At 68.8% G+C, this 18,085-nt stretch carries 18 protein-coding genes; 6 read left to right on the top strand and 12 right to left on the bottom strand.

Annotated features, from left to right (window positions below; translation table 11 throughout):
* From G6048_RS37725 to G6048_RS37765, 9 genes are all read right to left on the bottom strand, one after another.
* Positions 1-540, bottom strand: a 540-nt coding sequence (locus tag G6048_RS37725) for a TerD family protein (RefSeq protein ID WP_165344104.1), incomplete at its 3' end; no start/stop codon positions are given.
* 56 nt (positions 541-596) lie between these two features.
* Positions 597-818, bottom strand: coding sequence for a hypothetical protein (locus G6048_RS37730; protein WP_165344105.1), 222 nt, complete (start codon positions 816-818; stop codon positions 597-599).
* Positions 819-860: 42 nt separating this feature from the next.
* Complete coding sequence (locus G6048_RS37735) at positions 861-1,850, bottom strand: zinc-dependent alcohol dehydrogenase family protein (protein ID WP_165344106.1); 990 nt, start codon at positions 1,848-1,850, stop codon at positions 861-863.
* Complete coding sequence (locus G6048_RS37740; protein ID WP_165344107.1) at positions 1,847-2,698, bottom strand: carbohydrate ABC transporter permease; 852 nt, start codon at positions 2,696-2,698, stop codon at positions 1,847-1,849. The genes G6048_RS37735 and G6048_RS37740 overlap by 4 nt, the downstream gene beginning before the upstream one ends.
* The gene (locus G6048_RS37745) at positions 2,695-3,633 is read right to left on the bottom strand and encodes a carbohydrate ABC transporter permease (RefSeq protein ID WP_165344108.1); all 939 of its coding nucleotides are present in this window, start codon (positions 3,631-3,633) and stop codon (positions 2,695-2,697) included. Before G6048_RS37745 ends, G6048_RS37740 begins: the two co-directional genes overlap by 4 nt.
* The gene (locus G6048_RS37750; RefSeq protein WP_165344109.1) at positions 3,630-5,000 is read right to left on the bottom strand and encodes an ABC transporter substrate-binding protein; all 1,371 of its coding nucleotides are present in this window, start codon (positions 4,998-5,000) and stop codon (positions 3,630-3,632) included. Before G6048_RS37750 ends, G6048_RS37745 begins: the two co-directional genes overlap by 4 nt.
* A gap of 77 nt (positions 5,001-5,077) precedes the next feature.
* A complete protein-coding gene (locus G6048_RS37755) occupies positions 5,078-5,839 on the bottom strand; it encodes a DeoR/GlpR family DNA-binding transcription regulator (RefSeq protein ID WP_165344110.1) in 762 nt (253 codons plus the stop codon).
* A 304-nt stretch (positions 5,840-6,143) separates the two neighbouring features.
* Positions 6,144-7,481 (bottom strand): shikimate transporter, encoded by a 1,338-nt coding sequence (gene shiA / locus G6048_RS37760; protein ID WP_235990880.1) that lies wholly within the window; start codon positions 7,479-7,481, stop codon positions 6,144-6,146.
* A 509-nt stretch (positions 7,482-7,990) separates the two neighbouring features.
* Positions 7,991-8,800: an IclR family transcriptional regulator gene (locus G6048_RS37765; protein WP_165344112.1), complete on the bottom strand. Its 810-nt coding sequence runs from the start codon at positions 8,798-8,800 to the stop codon at positions 7,991-7,993.
* A gap of 379 nt (positions 8,801-9,179) precedes the next feature.
* Here G6048_RS37765 and shiA (G6048_RS37770) point away from each other — a divergent pair, with 379 nt between their 5' ends.
* From shiA (G6048_RS37770) to G6048_RS37780, 3 genes are all read left to right on the top strand, one after another.
* Positions 9,180-10,535 carry a shikimate transporter gene (shiA, locus tag G6048_RS37770; RefSeq protein ID WP_165344120.1) on the top strand — a complete coding sequence of 452 codons (1,356 nt, stop codon included), beginning with the start codon at positions 9,180-9,182 and terminating at the stop codon, positions 10,533-10,535.
* Positions 10,536-10,846: 311 nt separating this feature from the next.
* Positions 10,847-11,848, top strand: a complete 1,002-nt coding sequence (locus tag G6048_RS37775; protein ID WP_165344113.1) for a zinc-dependent alcohol dehydrogenase — start codon at positions 10,847-10,849, stop codon at positions 11,846-11,848.
* Positions 11,841-12,131 (top strand): hypothetical protein, encoded by a 291-nt coding sequence (locus G6048_RS37780; RefSeq protein WP_165344114.1) that lies wholly within the window; start codon positions 11,841-11,843, stop codon positions 12,129-12,131. The genes G6048_RS37775 and G6048_RS37780 overlap by 8 nt, the downstream gene beginning before the upstream one ends.
* On the opposite strand, the gene G6048_RS37785 is transcribed toward G6048_RS37780, so the two are convergent.
* The gene (locus G6048_RS37785) at positions 12,083-12,907 is read right to left on the bottom strand and encodes an NAD-dependent epimerase/dehydratase family protein (protein ID WP_165344115.1); all 825 of its coding nucleotides are present in this window, start codon (positions 12,905-12,907) and stop codon (positions 12,083-12,085) included. The genes G6048_RS37780 and G6048_RS37785 overlap by 49 nt on opposite strands.
* 313 nt (positions 12,908-13,220) lie before the next feature.
* Here G6048_RS37785 and G6048_RS37790 point away from each other — a divergent pair, with 313 nt between their 5' ends.
* Together G6048_RS37790 and G6048_RS37795 are read left to right on the top strand one after the other, a co-directional pair.
* Positions 13,221-14,162, top strand: a complete 942-nt coding sequence (locus tag G6048_RS37790; RefSeq protein ID WP_165344116.1) for a 5-dehydro-4-deoxyglucarate dehydratase — start codon at positions 13,221-13,223, stop codon at positions 14,160-14,162.
* A gap of 41 nt (positions 14,163-14,203) precedes the next feature.
* Complete coding sequence (locus G6048_RS37795) at positions 14,204-15,370, top strand: hypothetical protein (protein WP_165344121.1); 1,167 nt, start codon at positions 14,204-14,206, stop codon at positions 15,368-15,370.
* Here the strand turns inward: G6048_RS37795 and G6048_RS37800 are convergent.
* Positions 15,304-16,587, bottom strand: a complete 1,284-nt coding sequence (locus G6048_RS37800; protein WP_165344117.1) for an MFS transporter — start codon at positions 16,585-16,587, stop codon at positions 15,304-15,306. The two genes, G6048_RS37795 and G6048_RS37800, sit on opposite strands and share 67 nt — an antisense overlap.
* 120 nt (positions 16,588-16,707) lie before the next feature.
* Between G6048_RS37800 and G6048_RS37805 the strand changes: the two genes are divergently transcribed.
* Positions 16,708-17,097 carry a hypothetical protein gene (locus G6048_RS37805; RefSeq protein ID WP_165344118.1) on the top strand — a complete coding sequence of 130 codons (390 nt, stop codon included), beginning with the start codon at positions 16,708-16,710 and terminating at the stop codon, positions 17,095-17,097.
* Positions 17,098-17,406: 309 nt separating this feature from the next.
* On the opposite strand, the gene G6048_RS37810 is transcribed toward G6048_RS37805, so the two are convergent.
* Positions 17,407-17,967 (bottom strand): CGNR zinc finger domain-containing protein, encoded by a 561-nt coding sequence (locus G6048_RS37810; RefSeq protein ID WP_165344119.1) that lies wholly within the window; start codon positions 17,965-17,967, stop codon positions 17,407-17,409.
* Positions 17,968-18,085 lie beyond the last annotated feature (118 nt).

An 18,085-nucleotide genomic window follows, 5' to 3' on the forward strand; every position in this document is an offset into this window, starting at 1 on the left:
GGCTACGGGAGTCTGGGCGGGGGCCGGGGCCGGAGCCGGTTCCTCCACCGAGACGCCGAAGTCCGTGGCGATGCCCGCCAGGCCGTTCGCGTACCCCTGGCCGACCGCTCGGGCCTTCCAGGCGCCGTTGCGGAGGTAAACCTCCACGATCACCAGTGCCGTCTCCGTGCCCAACTGCGGGGGCGTGAACGTCGCCAATACGGAGTTGTCGTCCGCGTTGCGGATCGTCGCCGTGGGTTCGATGCCCTGGAAGGTCTGGCCCTCCGCGTCCGGGCTCGCCGTGACGACGATCTTTTCGATGCCCGGGGGCACGGCGGCCGTGTCGACCACGATCGCGTCCGGGGCCGCGCCGCCGCCCGAGCGGTACGTCACACCGGGGCCCGTGGCCTGGTTGTAGAAGATGAAGTCGTCGTCGGAGCGCACCTTGCCGTCGGCGGTGAGCAGCAGGCCCGATACGTCGAGCCGCACCGGTGCGGTGACGTCCACCGTCACGCGGGCGACGGGGAGAGGGATGTTCGAGCCGGGGGTCATAGCTGTCATGTGTGGGGTAACGACCGGGCCCGCTTTACCGTTCCCTTACCTGCCGCCCAATTGGGTCAGCGGCGGTTGCGGGGGTGGTTGCGGGCCGTGCGTTCGTTGCCGCGCTTGTAGTTGCCGGTCCAGCGGGCCATGACGAGTTGTGGGTCGCCGGATTCCACTTCCGTGAGGAACTGGGTGGCGCGGGGGCCGCGGAGGGTTGTCGCGGAGTGGCCGTTGTGCGTGATCGTCACGCTTCCGTCGCCTTGATGCTCGTACGAGAATCCCTGTGGTCGTGGCATGACCAGGATGCTAAGCGCCCGGTCATGCCCGACGACAGTGGATTACGGCGTTACGACGATCTTGCGGCCCACCCCTGACGCGAACTGCTCCAGCGCCTCGGGGTAGCGGTCCAACGGAATGCGGTCGCTGATGAACACGTCCGGGTCCAGGACACCCGTCGCGAACAGTTCCGCCGCCCGCTCGAAGCTGTGGAGGACCGCCATGGAGCCGGTGATGGTGATCTCCTGGTTGTAGATGCGGTACGGGTCGATCGTCACGCGCGTCGCGTAGTCGGCGACGCCGAACTGCAGGAACGTACCGGCCTTGGCCACCCGGTCGAGGCCGTCCTGGATGGCCGCCGCGTTGCCCGTGGCGTCGATGACCAGGTCCCAGCCTTGGGGGCGGTCCAGCTCGTCGGGGGTCGCGGCCGACGCCGAGACGCCGAGTTGCTCGGCCGTCGCCAGGCGGGTCGGGTTCAGGTCGACGACGTCCACACTCGCCGCCCCCGTCCGCTTCGCGAGCTCCAGCATCATCAGGCCCATCGTTCCGGAGCCGTAGATCAGGACGTGGGCGCCGAGGCGGGACTGCAGGACGTCGTAGCCGCGGACCGCGCAGGAGAGGGGTTCGACGAGGGCCGCGTCCTGGGTGCGTACGTGCTCGGGGAGCTTGACGCAGTTGGCCACGGGCGCGACGGCGTACTGGGCGGCGCCGCCCGCCGTGGACACGCCTATCGCGGCCCAGCGCTCGCAGAGGTTGTTGTGGCCCGTACGGCAGTACCGGCACTCGTAGCAGTACAGGGACGGGTCGACCGCCACCTGGTCGCCCACCGCCAGTTCCGTGACCTGGGTGCCCACCCCGACCACCTCGCCCGCGAACTCGTGCCCCGGCACGATCGGCAGCTTGGGTGCGAACTCGCCCTGGAGGATGTGCAGATCGGTGCCGCAGAGGCCGCAGGCCGCGACCTCGACGACGACCTCGCGCGGGCCTGGCGTCGGATCCGGGACCTCGGCGACGACGGCGCGGCCCACGGACTCGATGACGGCGGCCTTCATTTCACGGCTCCCAGCGACAGGCCCTGGACCAGTTTGTCCTGGGCGGCGAACCCCGCGGCGAGCACCGGCAGGGAGATGACGAGCGAGGCGGCGCACACCTTCGCCAGGAACAGGCCCTGGCTGGTGATGAAGCCGGTGAGGAAGACGGGGGCCGTTTCGGCTACGACGCCCGTCAGCACCCTCGCGAACAGCAGCTCGTTCCAGCTGAAGATGAAGCAGATCAGGGCCGTGGCGGCGATGCCCGGGAGGGCGATCGGCGCTACTACACGGGCGAGGATCGTCGGCAGCTTCGCGCCGTCGATCTGTGCCGCCTCGATGATCGCCACCGGGACCTCGGCGAGGAACGACTGCATCATCCACACCGCGATCGGCAGGTTCATCGACGTGTAGAGGATGACCAGGAGCCAGATGTTGTCCAGCAGGCCGGTGTTCCGCGCGAAGAGGTAGATCGGCAGGAGGCCCGCCACCACCGGCAGCATCTTCGTGGAGAGGAAGAAGAACAGGACGTCCGTCCACTTCTTCACGGGGCGGATGGAGAGCGCGTACGCCGCCGGGAGGGCCAGTACGAGGACGAAGAGGGTCGAAGCCAGCGACGCCACCGTCGAGTTGATGAGCGAGGGCCAAGGGCTCGCGCCGCCGCCCGCGCCGAAGAACTCGCGGTAGCCGTCGAGGGTGAGGGCGGCGGCGAAGGACGGGGGATTGGTGGCGGCGTCCTCCTCGGAGTGGAAGGACGTCAGGGCCATCCACGCGATGGGCAGGAAGAACAGCAGGCCGAGCAGCCAGGCCAGCACACCCAGGCCGGCTCCCTTGGTACGGCGGGGACGCAGTCGTATCGCGGTGGCACTCATGCGCGGGACACCTCCTCACGGAACAGGGACGAGACCACGCGCAGTGCGAAGGTCGCGATGATGATCGAGCCGATGACGACGAGGACGCCGGCCGCGGAGGCGAGGCCGTTCTCGTGGGCCTGGTAGAAGCTCTGGTAGACGGTGTAGGGGAGGTTGGCGGTGCCCAGGCCGCCGGACGTGATCGTGAAGACCGCGTCGAAGTTCTGGACGATGTAGATCGAGCCCAGGAGGGCGCCGAGTTCGAGGTAGCGGCGCAGATGGGGGAGCGTCAGGTAGCGGAAGACCTGCCAGTCGCTGGCGCCATCCACCTTCGCCGCCTCGATCTGCGCGTGGTCGCGGCTCTGCAGGCCCGCCAGCAGGATCAGCATCATGAAGGGCGTCCACTGCCAGATCAGTGAGGCCTCGATGGCGAGCAGCGGGTTGTCGGAGATCCAGTCCGGCTGCGGGCCGCCCACGTAGTGCAGCAGACCGTTGAACAGGCCGTACTCCGGGTTGTAGAGCACGTGCTTCCACAGGAGGGCCGCAGCCACTGGGACCACCAGGAACGGCGCGATCATGAGCGTACGGACGATGCCGCGGCCCCGGAACTTGCGGTCCAGGAGCAGCGCCAGGATCAGGCCGACGACGAGGCTGGCCAGGACCACGGCCGCCGTCAGCAGGATCGTGGTGAAGACCGACTTGCGCAGATCCGCGTCGGTCAGGACCTCGGAGTAGTTGGCGAAGCCCGCGAACTCCCGGGCGTCCGGGTAGAGCGAGTTCCAGTCGAAGAAGGAGATCACCAGCGTGGCCACGAACGGGAGTTGGGTCACGGCGATCATGAAGATCAGGGCGGGCAGGAGCGGGGCCCTGGTCGCCCAGGCGCGCAGTCGGCCCGAAGGGGGCTTCGTCGTGCGTACGGGTGGGGCGGCTACTGGAGCTGTCGTCGTGGCGGTCATCGTCCCTCGTACTCCTCGGAGATCTCCTCAGCGAGTTGCTGCGACTTGTTCAGGGCCGACTCGACGGACTGGCGCCCGGCGATGGCCGCGCTGATCTCCTGCGAGACCTTGGTGCCCAGGTCGGTGAACTCGGGGATGCCGACGAACTGGATGCCGGGGGCCGGCCGCGGCTGCACTCCGGGATCGTTCGGCCGGGCGCCCTCGATGGCGTCCTTCGTCGTCTCCTGGAAGGCGGACGCCTCCTTGGCGTAGGCGGGGTTCGTGTACGTCGACGCCCGCTTGCCGGCCGGTACGTTGGACCAGCCGATCTCCTCGCCGACGAGCTCCTCGTACTCCTTGCTGGACGCCCAGGAGACGAACTTCCAGGCCTTGTCCGGGTTCCGGGACGCGTCCTGGATGCCCCAGGCCCAGGTGTAGAGCCAGCCGGAGGACTTCGTCTTCTCGACCGGTGCCGGTACGTAGCCGATCTTGCCCTTGACGGGGGAGTTGGCGGACTCCAGGGAGCCGGCGGCGGATGTGGCGTCGTACCACATGGAGACCTTGCCCTGGGTCATGTTGTTGAGGCACTCGGCGAAGCCGGACTGGGCGGCGCCGGACTCACCGTGTTCGCGGACGAGGTCCACGTAGAACTTCGTCGCCTTTTCAAACTCGGGGGAGTTGAGCTGCGCCTTCCAGTTCTTGTCGAACCAGGTGCCGCCGAAGGTGTTCACGACCGTGGTGAGCGGCGCCATGATCTCGCCCCAGCCCGGCAGTCCGCGCAGACAGATGCCCTTCATGCCCGACTCGGCGCCGTCGGCCTTGGCGGCGAGGTCCGCCACCTGTGTCCATGTCGGGCGCTCGGGCATGGTGAGGCCCTCCTTGGCGAAGATGTCCTTGCGGTACATCAGGAAGGAGGACTCGCCGTAGAAGGGCTGTCCGTAGAGCTTGCCGTCCTCGGCGGTCAGGGACTGCCGCATCGGCTTGAGGACGTCCTTCTCGTCGTACGCGCTGTCCTTGGCGACGTACGAGTTCATCTCGTGCAGCCAGCCGTTCTTGGCGTAGATCGGTATCTCGTAGTTGCTGAGGGTGGCGACGTCGTACTGGCCGGCCTGGTTGGCGAAGTCCTGGCTGATCTTGTCGCGGACGTCGTTCTCCGGCAGCACGGTGAAGTTCACCTTGATGCCGGTCTCCTTGGTGAAGTGGGCGGCGGTGAGCTTCTGCAGCTCCACCATCTGCGGGTTGTTGACCATGAGGACGTTGATGGAGTTGCCGCCGGAACCGGCTCCGCCCGCTCCGGTCCAGCAGCCGGAGAGCAGCGGGGCGAGCAGCGTCCCTGCGGCGGCCGCGGCGAGTAGCCCGCGCGGCCTCCGTCGGCTCTGGGTTCGCATGGATCGCTCCTGGATATTTTGGTGCACAGGGGATGACATTGAGTAATGCGGTGCCTACGGAGGGGTCGGTTGGTTTTTCAGACGCGGATGACCTGCGGGCCCTGCAGCGAGTAGCGGTGGGCCTCGGCGGTGGGGAGGAACGTGCTGGTGACGATTGCCTCCAGGACGCTGATCTCCGCGAACCGGCAGAAGCTGACGGCCCCGAACTTGGTGTGCACGCCTGCGAACACGGTCCGGCGCGCGGCCCGGATCGCCTGCGACTTGACCTCGCTGACGGCGGGGTCGGGCGTGGTCAGGCCGTGTTCACGGGAGATGCCGTTGGCGCCGATGTACGCCAGGTCGATGACGAAGCCGGCGAGCATCTTCGTGGTCCAGTGGTCGACGGTCGCGAGTGTGCCGTGCCGGACCCGGCCGCCGAGCAGCAGGACCGAGATGTTCTCGGACTCGGCGAGCGCGCCCGCGGTCGGCAGGGAGGCGGTGACCACGGTCAGTGGCCGGTCCCGGGGCAGTGACTCGGCGATGAGCTGTGGGGTGAAGCCCTCGTCGACGAAGACCGTCTCGGCGTCCCCGAGCAGCTCGGCCGCCGCGGTCGCGATCCGGCGCTTCTCGGGTACGTGGCTCGTGGCACGGAAGGCGAGCGTCGTCTCGAAGCCGGCGCTCTCCACGGGATAGGCGCCGCCGTGGGTGCGGCGGACCAGGCCGTGGTCCTCCAGGGCGCGCAGATCGCGGCGTACGGTCTCCTTGGCGACGCCCAGTTCGGCGGCGAGGGCGTTGACGTCGACGGCGCCCGTGCGGCGGGCGGCCTTGACGATCTCCCGCTGCCGTTCCTCCGCGCTCATGGCCACCCGCTCTCCGTGCTGTGTTCTCTCGCTCGCCTCCGGGGCACTCAAGCCGGTGTGGCTCGTTGTTGCCCGTTCGGGCCCGGTGGACCCATGGGGGAAGTTCTACAGCGGGTGTGCGGCGCTGACCAGGTCTGTTATGGAATCAATGACGCCCGTGTGCGCCCGTTTCGCGCGGCGACTACCCGCGTCGGACCTGCGGCGGAGCGGAATTCGGGCAGCGCGGACGCCCGAACAGTGGGGCGGGCGGGCCCGTTCGGTGCCCGCCCGCGCCGCGATGAAGAGGGGTGTGGCGGAACACGGCTCATGGGGCCGTTCGGGCCGGCGGGGTCGAGGAAACGGACGTACGGGGGTGGCTTGGATGGCCTGAGTGCAGGTTGAGGGCGACCGTGAAGGAGATGCCGCAGCCGATCAGGAGGTACATGGCGACCAAGGCCCAGCCGCCGCCTGCCCACAGAACGAGAGCGCCGGCGATGAGGGGGGTGAAGCCGCCGCCGATGACGCTGGCGAGTTGGTAGCCGACGCCGGCGCCGCTGTAGCGGAACTCTGGACCGTACATGTCGGTGAACAGGGACTGCTGGACCGCCACGGCCATGTCGTGGGCGCCGTTGACCAGCAGGACCGCCGTCACGGCGATCAGGATCAACGATCCGGACTGCAGGGCCACGAAGTAGGGGAGGGCACCGAGGACGCCGATGCCCGCGCCCCAGAGGTAGACGGAGCGGCGGGTGAAGCGGTCGGCGAGGTAGGCGTAGACCGGGATCGTGACGATGGCCAGCGCGCCGACCATGAGGTTGATGTCGAGCAGGGCGTCGCGGTTCAGGCCGTACTGCTCGGCGGCATGGCTCAGCCCGAAGGTGGTCACGCAGTAGAAGGTGAGGAGTTCGACGAAGCGCAGGCCGATGATGCTGAGGAAGCCGGAGGGGTACGCCTTGATGGCGGCGAGCAGCGGCAGCCGTCGGCGCTGCGGGTGGGGGCGGGCGGCGGTGTGTTCGACGAAGGCGGAGGATTCCGCGACCGTGGCCCGCACGATCATGCCGACGATGACGATGGCGGCGCTGGCGAGGAAGGGAACGCGCCATCCCCAGTCGCGGAAATCCTCTTCGGGCAGGCGGACCGAGAGGAACTTGACGGCGGCGGTGGCCAGCAGCAGTCCGACCGAGGCGCCGACCTGGACTCCGCTGCTGTAGAGGGAGCGCCACTTGCGCGGGGCGTTCTCCACGGCCATCAGGGCGGCGCCGCCCCATTCGCCGCCGACGGCGAAGCCCTGGGCGGCGCGCAGGGTGACGAGGAGGACCGGGGCCCAGATGCCGGCTTCGGCATAGGTGGGGAGCACGCCTATCAGGGTCGACGCAACGCCCATGATCAGCATGGTGACGATCAGCATCTTCTTGCGGCCCAACCGGTCGCCGAAGTGGCCGAAGACGATGCCGCCCAAAGGCCGGAAGAGGAAGCCGACACCGAACGTGGACCAGGCCGCCAGGGTGGCGACGGCGGGACTGACGTCGGGAAAGAACAGCTCGTCGAAGAGCAGGCCGGCGACGATCCCATAGAGGAAGAAGTCGTACCAGTCGGCGACCGCCCCGATGAAACTGGCGACGGCCGCCCCCATGCCTGGTCCGGATCTGGATGCGCGTCTCATGGCAACTTCCATGGCTCAAGGGCGAACTGACGGAAAGGGTGATGGCCGCCCGGGGGTGAGGAGGGCAGGCGCAGAGCGCGGCGAAGGGAGGGATGGGGCCGCTGCTGTCAGGCTCGGATCCATCGGCTGCGATGAGGCGCAGTACGCGAAGTGGACCCCTTCAGATCCGCCAGGTGGTCTTGGCGATCCGGAGAGCGAAATTACGCCGTCCTCAAGGTCCCCGCAAGAGGGGCGAGAGTAAATGCACCGGGCGTGACTTCTTCGCCCGTTCACGGGCGTCCTCGCACGTGGTTGACCGATCAGGCGGTGGGCGAGTCGCGGACGCGCCGCCCGCCCACCGCCCTCACACACCGCACGCCCCGCGTCGCCCTGGCCGACGACCGCGGTGGCTCACCGCTGATCTCGGTACGTGAACGAGGTGAGTGCACGGCGGAGCGGTTGCGCAGCGCTACCGCATACAGCGTTGGGAACGCGCGGAGCCGTACCGAAGGGACAGGAACAGGGTGCCGCTAGTCCCTCGCGCTGCGGCGGCCGTAGCTCAGCGGATGACTGAAGCCCTGATCAGAGATGAGTCGGGCCGCTTCCGTGAGGTCGGTGGCGAAACGCTCGATGGCTGCGTAGGGGAACCGGTGGTCGGGGCCGCTGACCGAGAGGGAGGCGACGACGGTGCCCGAGGGGCTGGTGAGGGGGACGGCGACGGCGGTGAGTCCTTCGTCCCATTCGCTGTTGCTCACCGCGTAGCCCCGGCGCGCCGCCTCCTGCGCGGATGTACGCAATTGCGCGGCATGGTCCTCGCCGTGGGGTGAGGCCTGGGCGATGCGGCGCAGCTGTGCTTCGGAGGCGTCGTGCAGCAGGATCTTCGAGGATGCGCCGGCCCACAGCGGTTGTTCGTGGCCGACGTCGACCACGTGGCGCAGGGGGTGCGGGCTCTCCTCGTGCGCGACGCAGACACGGTGGAGATCGCGGGCGACGAAGATGTTGACCGTCTCCCCCAGCCGGTCGGCGAGGTCCCTCATGACCTTGCGGGTCTCACGGGGGATCTCCCACTGGCTGCGTGCGAGGTAGGCCCAGCGCCACAGACCGGGTCCGGCGATGTAGCCGCCCTCGTCCGACCACAGCAGGCCGCTCTCCTCCAGCGTCTGCACCAGGCGCAGCACGGTCGTCTTCGGCAACCCGGTGGCGTCGGTGATCTCCCGCAGTGTGATCAGCGGCCGCTCCTCGCTGAGCAGGCCGAGGATGTCCAGGGCGCGCCGTACGCTCCTGACGCTCGTGCCGTGCGGTTCGCGTTCCGCGCCGGCCTGTGCCGCCCCGCTGTCCACGCTGACACCCTCCTCCGTACTGATCACTCCGCGGAGTTCTGCCTGCCTGCCGCTGGTCTCACCTGACGTGGCCCGTTGCGCGGACCGCTGGGACCTCTTCGACACAAATTCTGCCGTAACTCTTGTCGACTCGGAACACCGGCCGTATGTTTCCGCTACTCGGTCCATTTGATCCGTTGAGTGGATCGCAAGTTGAGGGTCACCGCCCGTACCGCCGCGGCGCGACCCACCACCGTCGACGGCCGGCTCCACACCCCGGAGCGCTGTCGCCCAGGTGCTTGGTCCCACCACAGTCATTCGTGTCCCGGCCGTGAACTCCGCCCGTGCGCGGGTCCGGCCGCGAATCGCCGCATCCAATGGAGTGTGTGAGTTGAACAGCATGCAGAGCCCGGCAGCAGCCGGCGGCGCCAGAAGCTCCGGCGTGGCGAGGAGGGCGGCGATGGCGAGCTTCATGGGAGCCGTGGTCGACTGGTACGACTTCTTCCTCTACGGGATCATCGCCGGGCTTCTCTTCAACGAGATCTTCTTCCCCAACGTCAGCCCGGCCGTGGGCACGCTGGCCGCCTGGGCCACCTTCGGTGTCGGCTTCCTGTTCCGGCCGCTCGGCGGCATTGTCTTCGGGCACTTCGGCGACCGGCTGGGCCGCAAGAAGATGCTGGTCCTCACCATGCTGATCATGGGTCTGGCCAGCACGCTGATCGGTGTGCTGCCCACCCACGCTCAGGCCGGAATCTGGGCCCCGCTGCTACTGGTGGTGCTGCGCGCCGCGCAGGGCTTCGCGGTCGGCGGCGAGTGGGGCGGCGCGGCGCTCATGGCGGTGGAGAACGCGCCGCCCAAGTGGCGCTCCCTCTACAGCAGCGGCGTACAGGTCGGCGCGTCGGTCGGTCTGCTGCTCGCCACCCTGATCACCAAGTTCATATCGGGAACCGTCTCCGACGAGGCGTTCCGTACCTGGGGCTGGCGCATTCCGTTCCTGGTCAGCGCGGTCATCGTCATCATCGGCCTGGTCATCCGGGCGAAGGTCGAAGAGTCTGAGGTCTTCACCGAGCAGGTCGCTACGCTCGAGGAGGACGAGAAGCCGCGCATGCCGCTGATCGCCGCGGTCAAGTCCAACCCCAAGGGCTTCTTCGCCATCATCGGCCTGCGTCTGGTGGAGCTGTTCACCTTCTACGGCGTCACCAACTTCGCCCTCAGTTATGGCACCACCGAATTCGGGCTGGACCGCGACAGCCTGCTCAACGTCAACCTCGCCGTCGGCGCACTGGCCATCCTCACCATCCCCGCCTTCGCCTACCTCGCCGACCGCTACAGCCGGCGCTCGGTCTATCTGTGGGGCTCCGCGCTGGGTGTGGCGGGCTCCCTCCCCTTCTTCTGGGCCTTGGAATCCGGCTCCATGGTCCTGATCATCGTCTGCGCGGTCCTTCTGGTGAACGGCGCCCACGACATGGCCGTCGCCGTCCAGCAGTCACTGTTCACCGAGATGTTCGGCCCCGAGTACCGCTACAGCGGCGCCGGCGTGGGCTACCAGCTCGCCAGTGTCGTCGGCGGTGGTTTCACCCCCTTCGTCCTGAGCTCGCTGGTGCTGTGGGCGGACGGCGGCTGGTACCTCGTCGCCGGTTACTTCGCGCTCGGCTGCGCGATCTCCTTTGTTGTGGCACTGCGCATGCGCGGCGACCGGGCTGAGGTCCCGTCCACCGTCGGACAGTCGTCGCCGCGAGCCGATGCGACCCTCTGATCCAGAACCTTCTGGTACACAGCCGCCTGATGCAGAGTCGCTGCTCCCGCTCGCTGTTCCGGGATCGTGATTCAACGAACTCGCCATCCCATCCCATCCCATCCCGCCGCCCCGATCTTTCATCTTCTGACCGGGCAGCGGACCGCCCCCAGGCCGTCGTGCGCGCCTTTTGGACGCGCACGACGGCCTTCCTGCTGCCGAACTGCCGCGGTTCACAAGGCCTTTGTCCTCTTGTTGGGGATGCCCTTCGGTCGTATTCTGACCGTACAGCGGATCGTATGATCCGTGTAGTGGACCACTGGAGGTGTTGGGTGAAAGCAGCTGTGCTGATAACCCCGGGCCGGATCGACACGGTCGAGGACTGGCCGGAGCCTGCCTGCGGCCCTCATGACGTCATCGTGGAGATGGACGGTGTCGGCCTGTGCGGCACCGACATCGCCGTGTTCCACGGCAAGCGCCTCTCACCCGCGGCTCCATGGGTCCCGGGCCACGAGGGCTTCGGCCGCATCGTCACCGTGGGGAGCTCGGTACAGGGGCGGTCGGTCGGCCAGACCGTGGTCATCGAGCCCAACTACCCCTGCCTCAAGTGCACCGACTGCCTCACCGGACTGACCTCGGCCTGTCCCCACCGGATCATCGTCGGTCTGAACGCACCCGGCGTCCTCGCCGAACGTGTCGCTGTTCCCGCGCACTTCGCCCACTCCGTGCCCGACGGCCTGAGCAGCGCCGACCTCGCGAGCGCCGAGCCGTACACCGTCGCCCGGTCCGCAGTACGGCGCAGCGGAGTGACGGCCGCGGACCGCTGCCTGATCATCGGGGCCGGAGCACAGGGACTGCTGGTCTGCCTCACCCTGACCCGCCTCGGCGTCCGGCCTGTCGTCACCGAACCTCACCCGCTCCGGCTCGCGCAAGCCCAACAGCTGGGCGCGGTGGCCGACGACGGCCGCACGGGGTTCACGTATGTCTTCGAGACATCGGGCCATGTACCGGCCCTGCCTCCGGCGGTGGACCGCGCGGCACCGGGCGCCACCGTGGTGCTGATCGGCCTCAGCCCGGCGCAGCTGCCACTCACCCTTGACGACGTGGTCCGGCGGCAGTTGGTGCTGCGCGGATCGATGATCTACGACCATCCCGGTGACTTCACCGAGGCGCTCGCCGAACTGGGCCAGGCACGGCCAGGAGCCGTGGTCCAGTCGCGGTACTCGCTGGAAGAGGCCCAGCAGGCCTTCACCGGCGCCGCCGAACGGGCGGGAAAGACCTGGATCAGTATCGGAAGCCGGGACCGGCAGGCGGACACGACCCGACATGCGTAAATCCATCGCCACGGTCTGCCTCGGCGGCTCGCCGCCCGAGAAGCTCTCCGCCGCCGCACAGGCAGGCTTCCACGGTCTGGAGACCTTCGAGGAGGATCTGCTCGCCAGGTGTCACGGCCCCGAGGAGATCCTGGCGCCACCGCCGTCGGAACGGGCCGACCCCGCGAGGGGAAGACGCAGCGCGCCCGGCCACGCCTATAGGCGCATTGGGGGTGCCCGAAGTGTCCGCAGCGGTCAGTACGGCCAGATCGGTGGCTTGGTCACGAAGTGGCCGCCCAGGTAGTCGTGGTCCGGGTTCTCCGAGTCCAGCTCGCCCTGCTCGGCGATGAGCTTCCCGGCGTACTGCTCCGAGTCGTCCTGCGGCTCGTAACCCAGCGCCCGGGCGGTCGAGAGGTCCCACCACAGGCGGGTGTTCGCGGACGAGCCGTAGACGACCGTGTGCTGGACGTCCTCGGCGGTCAGGGCCGCGTGGAAGAGGCGGGCGCCGTCGCCGGGGCTCATCCACACCGACAGCATGCGCACGCTGGTCGGCTCCAGGAAGCAGGAGCCGATCCGTACGGACACGGTCTCCATGCCGTGCTTGTCCCAGTAGAACTGCGCCAGGTCCTCACCGAACGACTTCGACAGCCCGTAGAAGGTGTCCGGGCGGCGCGGGGTGTCGATGGGGATCAGCGTGCTCGGGTCGTGAGGTGCCTCGCCCCGCGGGCGGGGAGTGAAGCCGACCGCGTGGTTGGAGGAGGCGAAGACGATGCGCCGGATGCCTTCCTCGCGGGCGGCCTCGTAGAGGTTGTACGTGCCCTCGATGTTCGCCTTGAGGATCTTGTCGAAGGTGGATTCCAGGGAGATGCCCGCGAGGTGGATGATCGCGTCGACGCCGCGTACGGCCTCGCGCAGGGCCTCCTTGTCGCCGAGGTCAGCGGCGATCGCGTCCGGCTCGCCCTCTATGGGGCGCAGGTCGAGGAGCCGCAACTCGTATCCGTACGCGGGCAGCAGTCCCCGCATCAGGGTGCCGAGGCCGCCGGCGGCGCCGGTGAGCAGAACGGTGCGGGGAGCGGGCATCCTCGGGTCTCCTTGGATCATCCTTGGATCAACAGCCGTCATCGTGTACGGCATTCACATTCGTGGACAAACTATGGATCGCCGTCCGGCCGCGTCAAGTGTCGCGCGGGGCCGGGAAATCCGCGCGGTGATTGGCTTATGTCGCCCCTGTCTGGGGACTTCGCCCGCTTGACCGCCCCCTGGGAGGCGCTTTAGCGTGGACGCGTTCAGAAATATGGACATGAATCAGAAACGTGGATCAGGAACGTAGGTCAGAAGCGTTGGACCGGAAACGTGCACGGTCGGCGTGTGCGTGCATGCCTAGGGAGAGCCCGTGACGTCAGCGCCCCTTGCCACTCGCCTCAGTGTCCCGAGCGGGCCGCTGTTCTTCCCCGTCACCGCGTACGGCCCTGACGGTGCCGTCGACCTCGACGTGTACCGCGCGCACGTCCGGCGGGGTGTCGAGGCCGGGGCCGCCGCCGTCTTCGCCTGCTGCGGAACCGGGGAGTTCCACGCGCTCACCCCCGAGGAGTTCCAGGACTGCGTACGCGCGGCCGTCGAGGAGACGGCGGGCCGCGTGCCGGTGATCGCGGGCGCCGGGTACGGAACCGCGCTCGCCGTCCGGTACGCGAAGCTCGCCGAGGAGGCCGGGGCGGACGGACTGCTCGCCATGCCGCCGTATCTCGTGGTCGCCGGGCAGGAGGGCCTGCTGCGGCACTACACCGAACTGGCCCGCGCCACCTCGCTCGAGGTCATCGTCTACCAGCGTGACAACGCCGTGTTCACCCCCGAGACCGTCGTCTCACTGGCCCGCACCGAGGGCATCATCGGCTTCAAGGACGGTGTCGGCGACCTCGATCTGATGCAGCGCATCGTGAGCGCGGTACGTGCCGAAGTCCCGGACGAATTCCTCTACTTCAACGGACTGCCGACCGCCGAACTCACCGGCCTCGCCTACCGCGGCATCGGCATCACGCTGTACTCGTCGGCGGTCTTCTGTTTCGCGCCGGAGCTCGCCCTCGCCTTCCACAAGGCGCTGAACACCGGAGACGACACCACCGCGAATCGCCTGCTCGACGGCTTCTACCGTCCCCTCGTCGAACTGCGCGCCCAGGGCCGCGGATACGCTGTCTCCCTCGTCAAAGCGGGCGTACGGCTGCGGGGTCTCGACGTGGGCGAGGTACGGCCGCCGCTGCACGAGCCGAGCGACGACCACGTCAAGCAGCTCGCCCAGCTGATCGAGCGGGGCGAGGCGCTTCTCCAGGAGGTCAAGTGAGCGAGGCGGCAGGCTCTGTGAAGGGGACGCCAAATGCGTCTCTGAAGGCGTCCACCTTCGTCTACCCGTGGGACGTCAACGGCGACCCCGAGTCCGCCGCGCGCATCGCCGGCCTGGGCGTACGGCAGGCGACGCTCGCCTCCGCCTACCACTCCACGCGCGCGCTGACCCCCCGGCACCCCCGCCACCGGATCGTTACGGCCCGGCACGCGGCCGTGCTCTACCCGCCCGGCCCGCGCTGGGAGGGACGCCGGCTCAGGCCGTACGCGGCCGGGGACTGGGCGCCCGGCGACGCGTACGGGGAGGCCGCCGCGTCCCTCGCGGAGGCCGGGCTCGACGTGCACACCTGGGTGGTGCTGGCGCACAACTCCCGTATGGGGGACGAGTTCCCGGACACCTCCGTGGTCAACGCCTACGGAGACCGTTACCCGTGGGCTCCTTGCATCGCGCAGCCCGACACGCGCGCGTACCTCGTCGACCTGGCCGTCGAGGCGGCGGTGCGCCCCGGGGCTGGGGGGACGGAGTTGGAGTCCCTTGGGTGGTACGGCCTCGTGCACCTCCACGCCCACGACAAGACGGCCGGGGTGGAACTCGGGGACGCCGGCCAGTACCTGATGTCGCTGTGCTTCTGCCCCTCCTGCCGCGACGGCTATACGCAACGGGGCTTGGCCCCCGACGAGTTGGCGGCCTCGGTCCGGCGCGCCCTGGAACCCGTATGGCGGGGCGAAGCACCCACCGGAGCCTGGGAAGCGGTGGAGAAGCTCCTCGGCGCCGAACTCGCGACGGCCACGCGCGCCTGGCGGGACTCCGTCGCCCGCTCCCTCCAGACGGAGGCCGTCGCCGCCGTACGCGCGGCCGCTCCCGATGGGTTCCAGATCCTGCTGCACGCGGACCCCGCCTCGTACCACGTCGGCGCGAACGTCGGCGTGGATCCCGCACACATCCTGTCGGTGGCCGACGGCGTGGTCGTGCCGTGTGCCGGAGGGCCCGAGCTGCTGACTCCCTTCGCCGAGCAGGCTGTTGAGAGGAGTGTGCTGGCGGCCAATTTCCCCGTCGTGAGCGGGATGGGCGGCAGCCCGGGCACGCTCGCGGAGGACGTGGCACGGGCGGTCGAGCGGGGAGCCACCGAAGTACGGCTGTATCACGCGGGGTTGGCGTCCGACGAGGACCTGTCGCTGGTGGCGGATGCGCTGGCGCGGCTCGGCTGACGCTGCCTGAGCAACGGCAGGACCGTCACCAGCCGGACCAGCCCGAACGTCACCAACAGCGCCTGGTGATCGACCAGTTCGACCAGGCCCGCACCCAGCGCGAGTCCCACCGCGTTCGGGGCGAACATCAGCGTGTTGGCGGTCGCGGTCGTACGGCCCAGGAGGTCGTCCGGAGTCTCGCGCTGAACCGTGGTGAGGGCCGCGATCAGCACGCACGGGAGCCCCACGCCGACCACCGCGGACGAGACGAGGGCCACCGCGTCGTACGGGAGCGCGCGGGCGGCCACGGCCAGGGCGGTGAGCGCGATGCCGTACCCGGCGAACCGGTGTGCGCCCAGTCGGCGGAGAAGTGGGCCCGAGGCCAGACCGACGGCCACCGAACCGACGCCCTGGACGGCGTACAGCAGACCTACGTAGGCGGGGGAGTGGCCCAGACCTTCCGCCACCGCGTAGATCATCGCGCCGTTGAGGCCCGCGAAGAGCATGGTCGTGCCGCCGGCGAGGACGAGGGGGCGCAGCGTCGCGTGACGCCAGAGGTAGCGGGCGCCGTCGGCCGTCTGCGTGCGCCAGCCGACGGAGGCCGGGGCCCGGAGCGGCTTCGGCTCGCGTACCCGCAGGAGGGTGTAGAGGCCCGCGGCCAGTACGAAGGTGAGCGCGTCGAGCAGTGCGACGGAGGCGCCCCCGTAGGCGGCGTACAGCCCCGCTCCGGCGAGCGGGGCGACCAGCTTCATCCCCTCGTTGGCCGACATCCGCAGACCGTTGAAGTCACCGAGGAGCCGCTCGTCGACCGCCGCGGCGACCAGAGCCGACTCCGCCGCGTCATGGACGACGCCGGTCGCGCCGTACACGAGCAGCACGGCGAAGAGGATCCAGAGGGTGCCCGGGGAGTCGACGACGAGGAGGGACAGGAGGAGCACGGACAGCCCCAGGTTCGTCCACACCAACAGAGGCCTGCGACGGGTGCGGTCGGCGAGCGTGCCCAGGAGGGGACCGATCAGCGTGGGTGCCCAGAGCGCGAAAACACAGAGAGCGGCCACCCCGTCCGAGCCGGTCAGCTCCTTCACCCAGACCCCGGCCACCAGCCACATCGCCGACGATCCGAACCCGGAGACCACGACTCCGCCCAGGTAGAGGCCGGCGTTGCGGTCCTTGAGGACACGGGTTACTGCCCATGGCGTACTCGATGCCGATGCCGATCCCGATGCCGAAGTCGTCATGGCTCGTCATCTTGGGGCTAAGGACCTGGGCAAGGGATCGGGCGACTGCCTTAATTGGCCGCGAGGACAGCTGATCAGATGGGAAGGTCTGCTCCCTGGGCGAAAGCGCTGGGAGCGCTCGTGCTGACGTTTCTGGCAGCACTTCTGGTCTCGTACGGGATCGGCAGCTACCGCGAAGCGGCGAGGAAGGATGCTGCCTTCCAAGCGACCCGGAATGATGCGCGACGTTTCGCTGATGCCGTCGTAGCTCAGGACGGCACCCTCCCGGTCGACCGGCAGGATGTGGAAGCTGCTCTGGCTTCGGTTGAACGCCTCGGATACGGCAGCCTGTTCGCGGTCGATTCCGCCGAAGGAAGCACACGGGTCACCATTGAGTTCTCCCGCATGTATCAGCGCTTCGTGGTCCTCTTCGGTTCGGCCGAGACCATGGTCGACCGCTGCTTCACTATCACCTTTAGAAGCCATCCGCTTACCGATCAACGGGCTTGCCTGGTCGAACAAGGGTCCTGATCGGGTGATCGCGGTGCGGTCGACGCATGAAGGCAGGGCCTCGCGGTAGCTCGGGGTTGTCGAAGCCAACGAGCTGTTCCGGGAGGCCCTGTTGCCGCAGTCTTTCGCGCTCGCGTGTGTGGAGCCCAACTCGGGTTCTCCGTCGTGTGACTGCCCGCACAGGTTCGGCAATGCGGCCGACGGCCCAGACCGCGCCTCTTGCTACGGCTCGGACATGACGGAGGCGGAATGGCAGATCGTCCGTGCTTTGCTGCCCGTTCCGGCCTGGCTGGAAGGGCGGGGCGGGCGGCAGGCGATGCTCGGAGGCGGTCAGCGTGCTGTCCCCTGCCGCCGCTTGCGGTAGTTGGCCACCTTGTGTCGGTTCCCGCACTCGCTCATGCCGCACCAGCGGCGGTTGGCGGACCGCGACAGGTCCACGAACAGCCGGGTGCAGTCCTCGTTGAGGCATTCCCGCACGCGAGTGAAGTCGGTGCCGCCCAGAAGGTCCACTGCGTCCCGTGCCACCGCGCCGAGCACCTCGTCGATGCCCCCGGTACGTGTCAGGCGACCGTCCTCGTCGAGTTGGAGCCTCGGCAGCGGCAGCCGGGCCGTCTCGTTCACCTCGGCGAGGGCTTCCCGCACCTCGCTGTCCGCGGGCGGTGTCAGGGGCCATGCGCCAACCAGCGCGTACACCGCTTCCCTGAGACGGCACATTCTCGACAGGGCGCGTGCGTCCAGAAGGCCGGGCGCGTCGAGCAGTCCGGCCTGGTGGATCCAGCGTCGCAGGTCGTCGGGGGAACGCAGCAGTTCGGTGCGTCGGCTTCGTCGCCAGAGCAGCGTGCCCGCGAGGTCCAGGGAGAGCCGCCCGCTGACGAAGACGAAATCATCCACACGGCCATGGTGCCAGGTAGCGTCCGGCACCCGCGTCACCCTGCGCAGCGGTGACGACGGCGCCTAGGACGCGCGCACCGACCGAGGCCAGGCCCTCGAGCGCACGGCGTACCTGGCC

Source organism: Streptomyces ureilyticus (assembly GCF_011045025.1).
GTDB classification, from domain to species: Bacteria; Actinomycetota; Actinomycetes; order Streptomycetales; family Streptomycetaceae; genus Streptomyces; species Streptomyces ureilyticus.

Coding starts and splice junctions, on each gene's coding strand:
- G6048_RS37730 (WP_165344105.1), bottom strand. CDS start 818: ATGCCACGACCACAGGGATTCTCGTACGAGCATCAAGGCGACGGAAGC.
- G6048_RS37735 (WP_165344106.1), bottom strand. CDS start 1,850: ATGAAGGCCGCCGTCATCGAGTCCGTGGGCCGCGCCGTCGTCGCCGAG.
- G6048_RS37740 (WP_165344107.1), bottom strand. CDS start 2,698: ATGAGTGCCACCGCGATACGACTGCGTCCCCGCCGTACCAAGGGAGCC.
- G6048_RS37745 (WP_165344108.1), bottom strand. CDS start 3,633: ATGACCGCCACGACGACAGCTCCAGTAGCCGCCCCACCCGTACGCACG.
- G6048_RS37750 (WP_165344109.1), bottom strand. CDS start 5,000: ATGCGAACCCAGAGCCGACGGAGGCCGCGCGGGCTACTCGCCGCGGCC.
- G6048_RS37755 (WP_165344110.1), bottom strand. CDS start 5,839: ATGAGCGCGGAGGAACGGCAGCGGGAGATCGTCAAGGCCGCCCGCCGC.
- shiA (WP_235990880.1), bottom strand. CDS start 7,481: ATGAGACGCGCATCCAGATCCGGACCAGGCATGGGGGCGGCCGTCGCC.
- shiA (WP_165344120.1), top strand. CDS start 9,180: ATGCAGAGCCCGGCAGCAGCCGGCGGCGCCAGAAGCTCCGGCGTGGCG.
- G6048_RS37780 (WP_165344114.1), top strand. CDS start 11,841: ATGCGTAAATCCATCGCCACGGTCTGCCTCGGCGGCTCGCCGCCCGAG.
- G6048_RS37785 (WP_165344115.1), bottom strand. CDS start 12,907: ATGCCCGCTCCCCGCACCGTTCTGCTCACCGGCGCCGCCGGCGGCCTC.
- G6048_RS37800 (WP_165344117.1), bottom strand. CDS start 16,587: ATGACGACTTCGGCATCGGGATCGGCATCGGCATCGAGTACGCCATGG.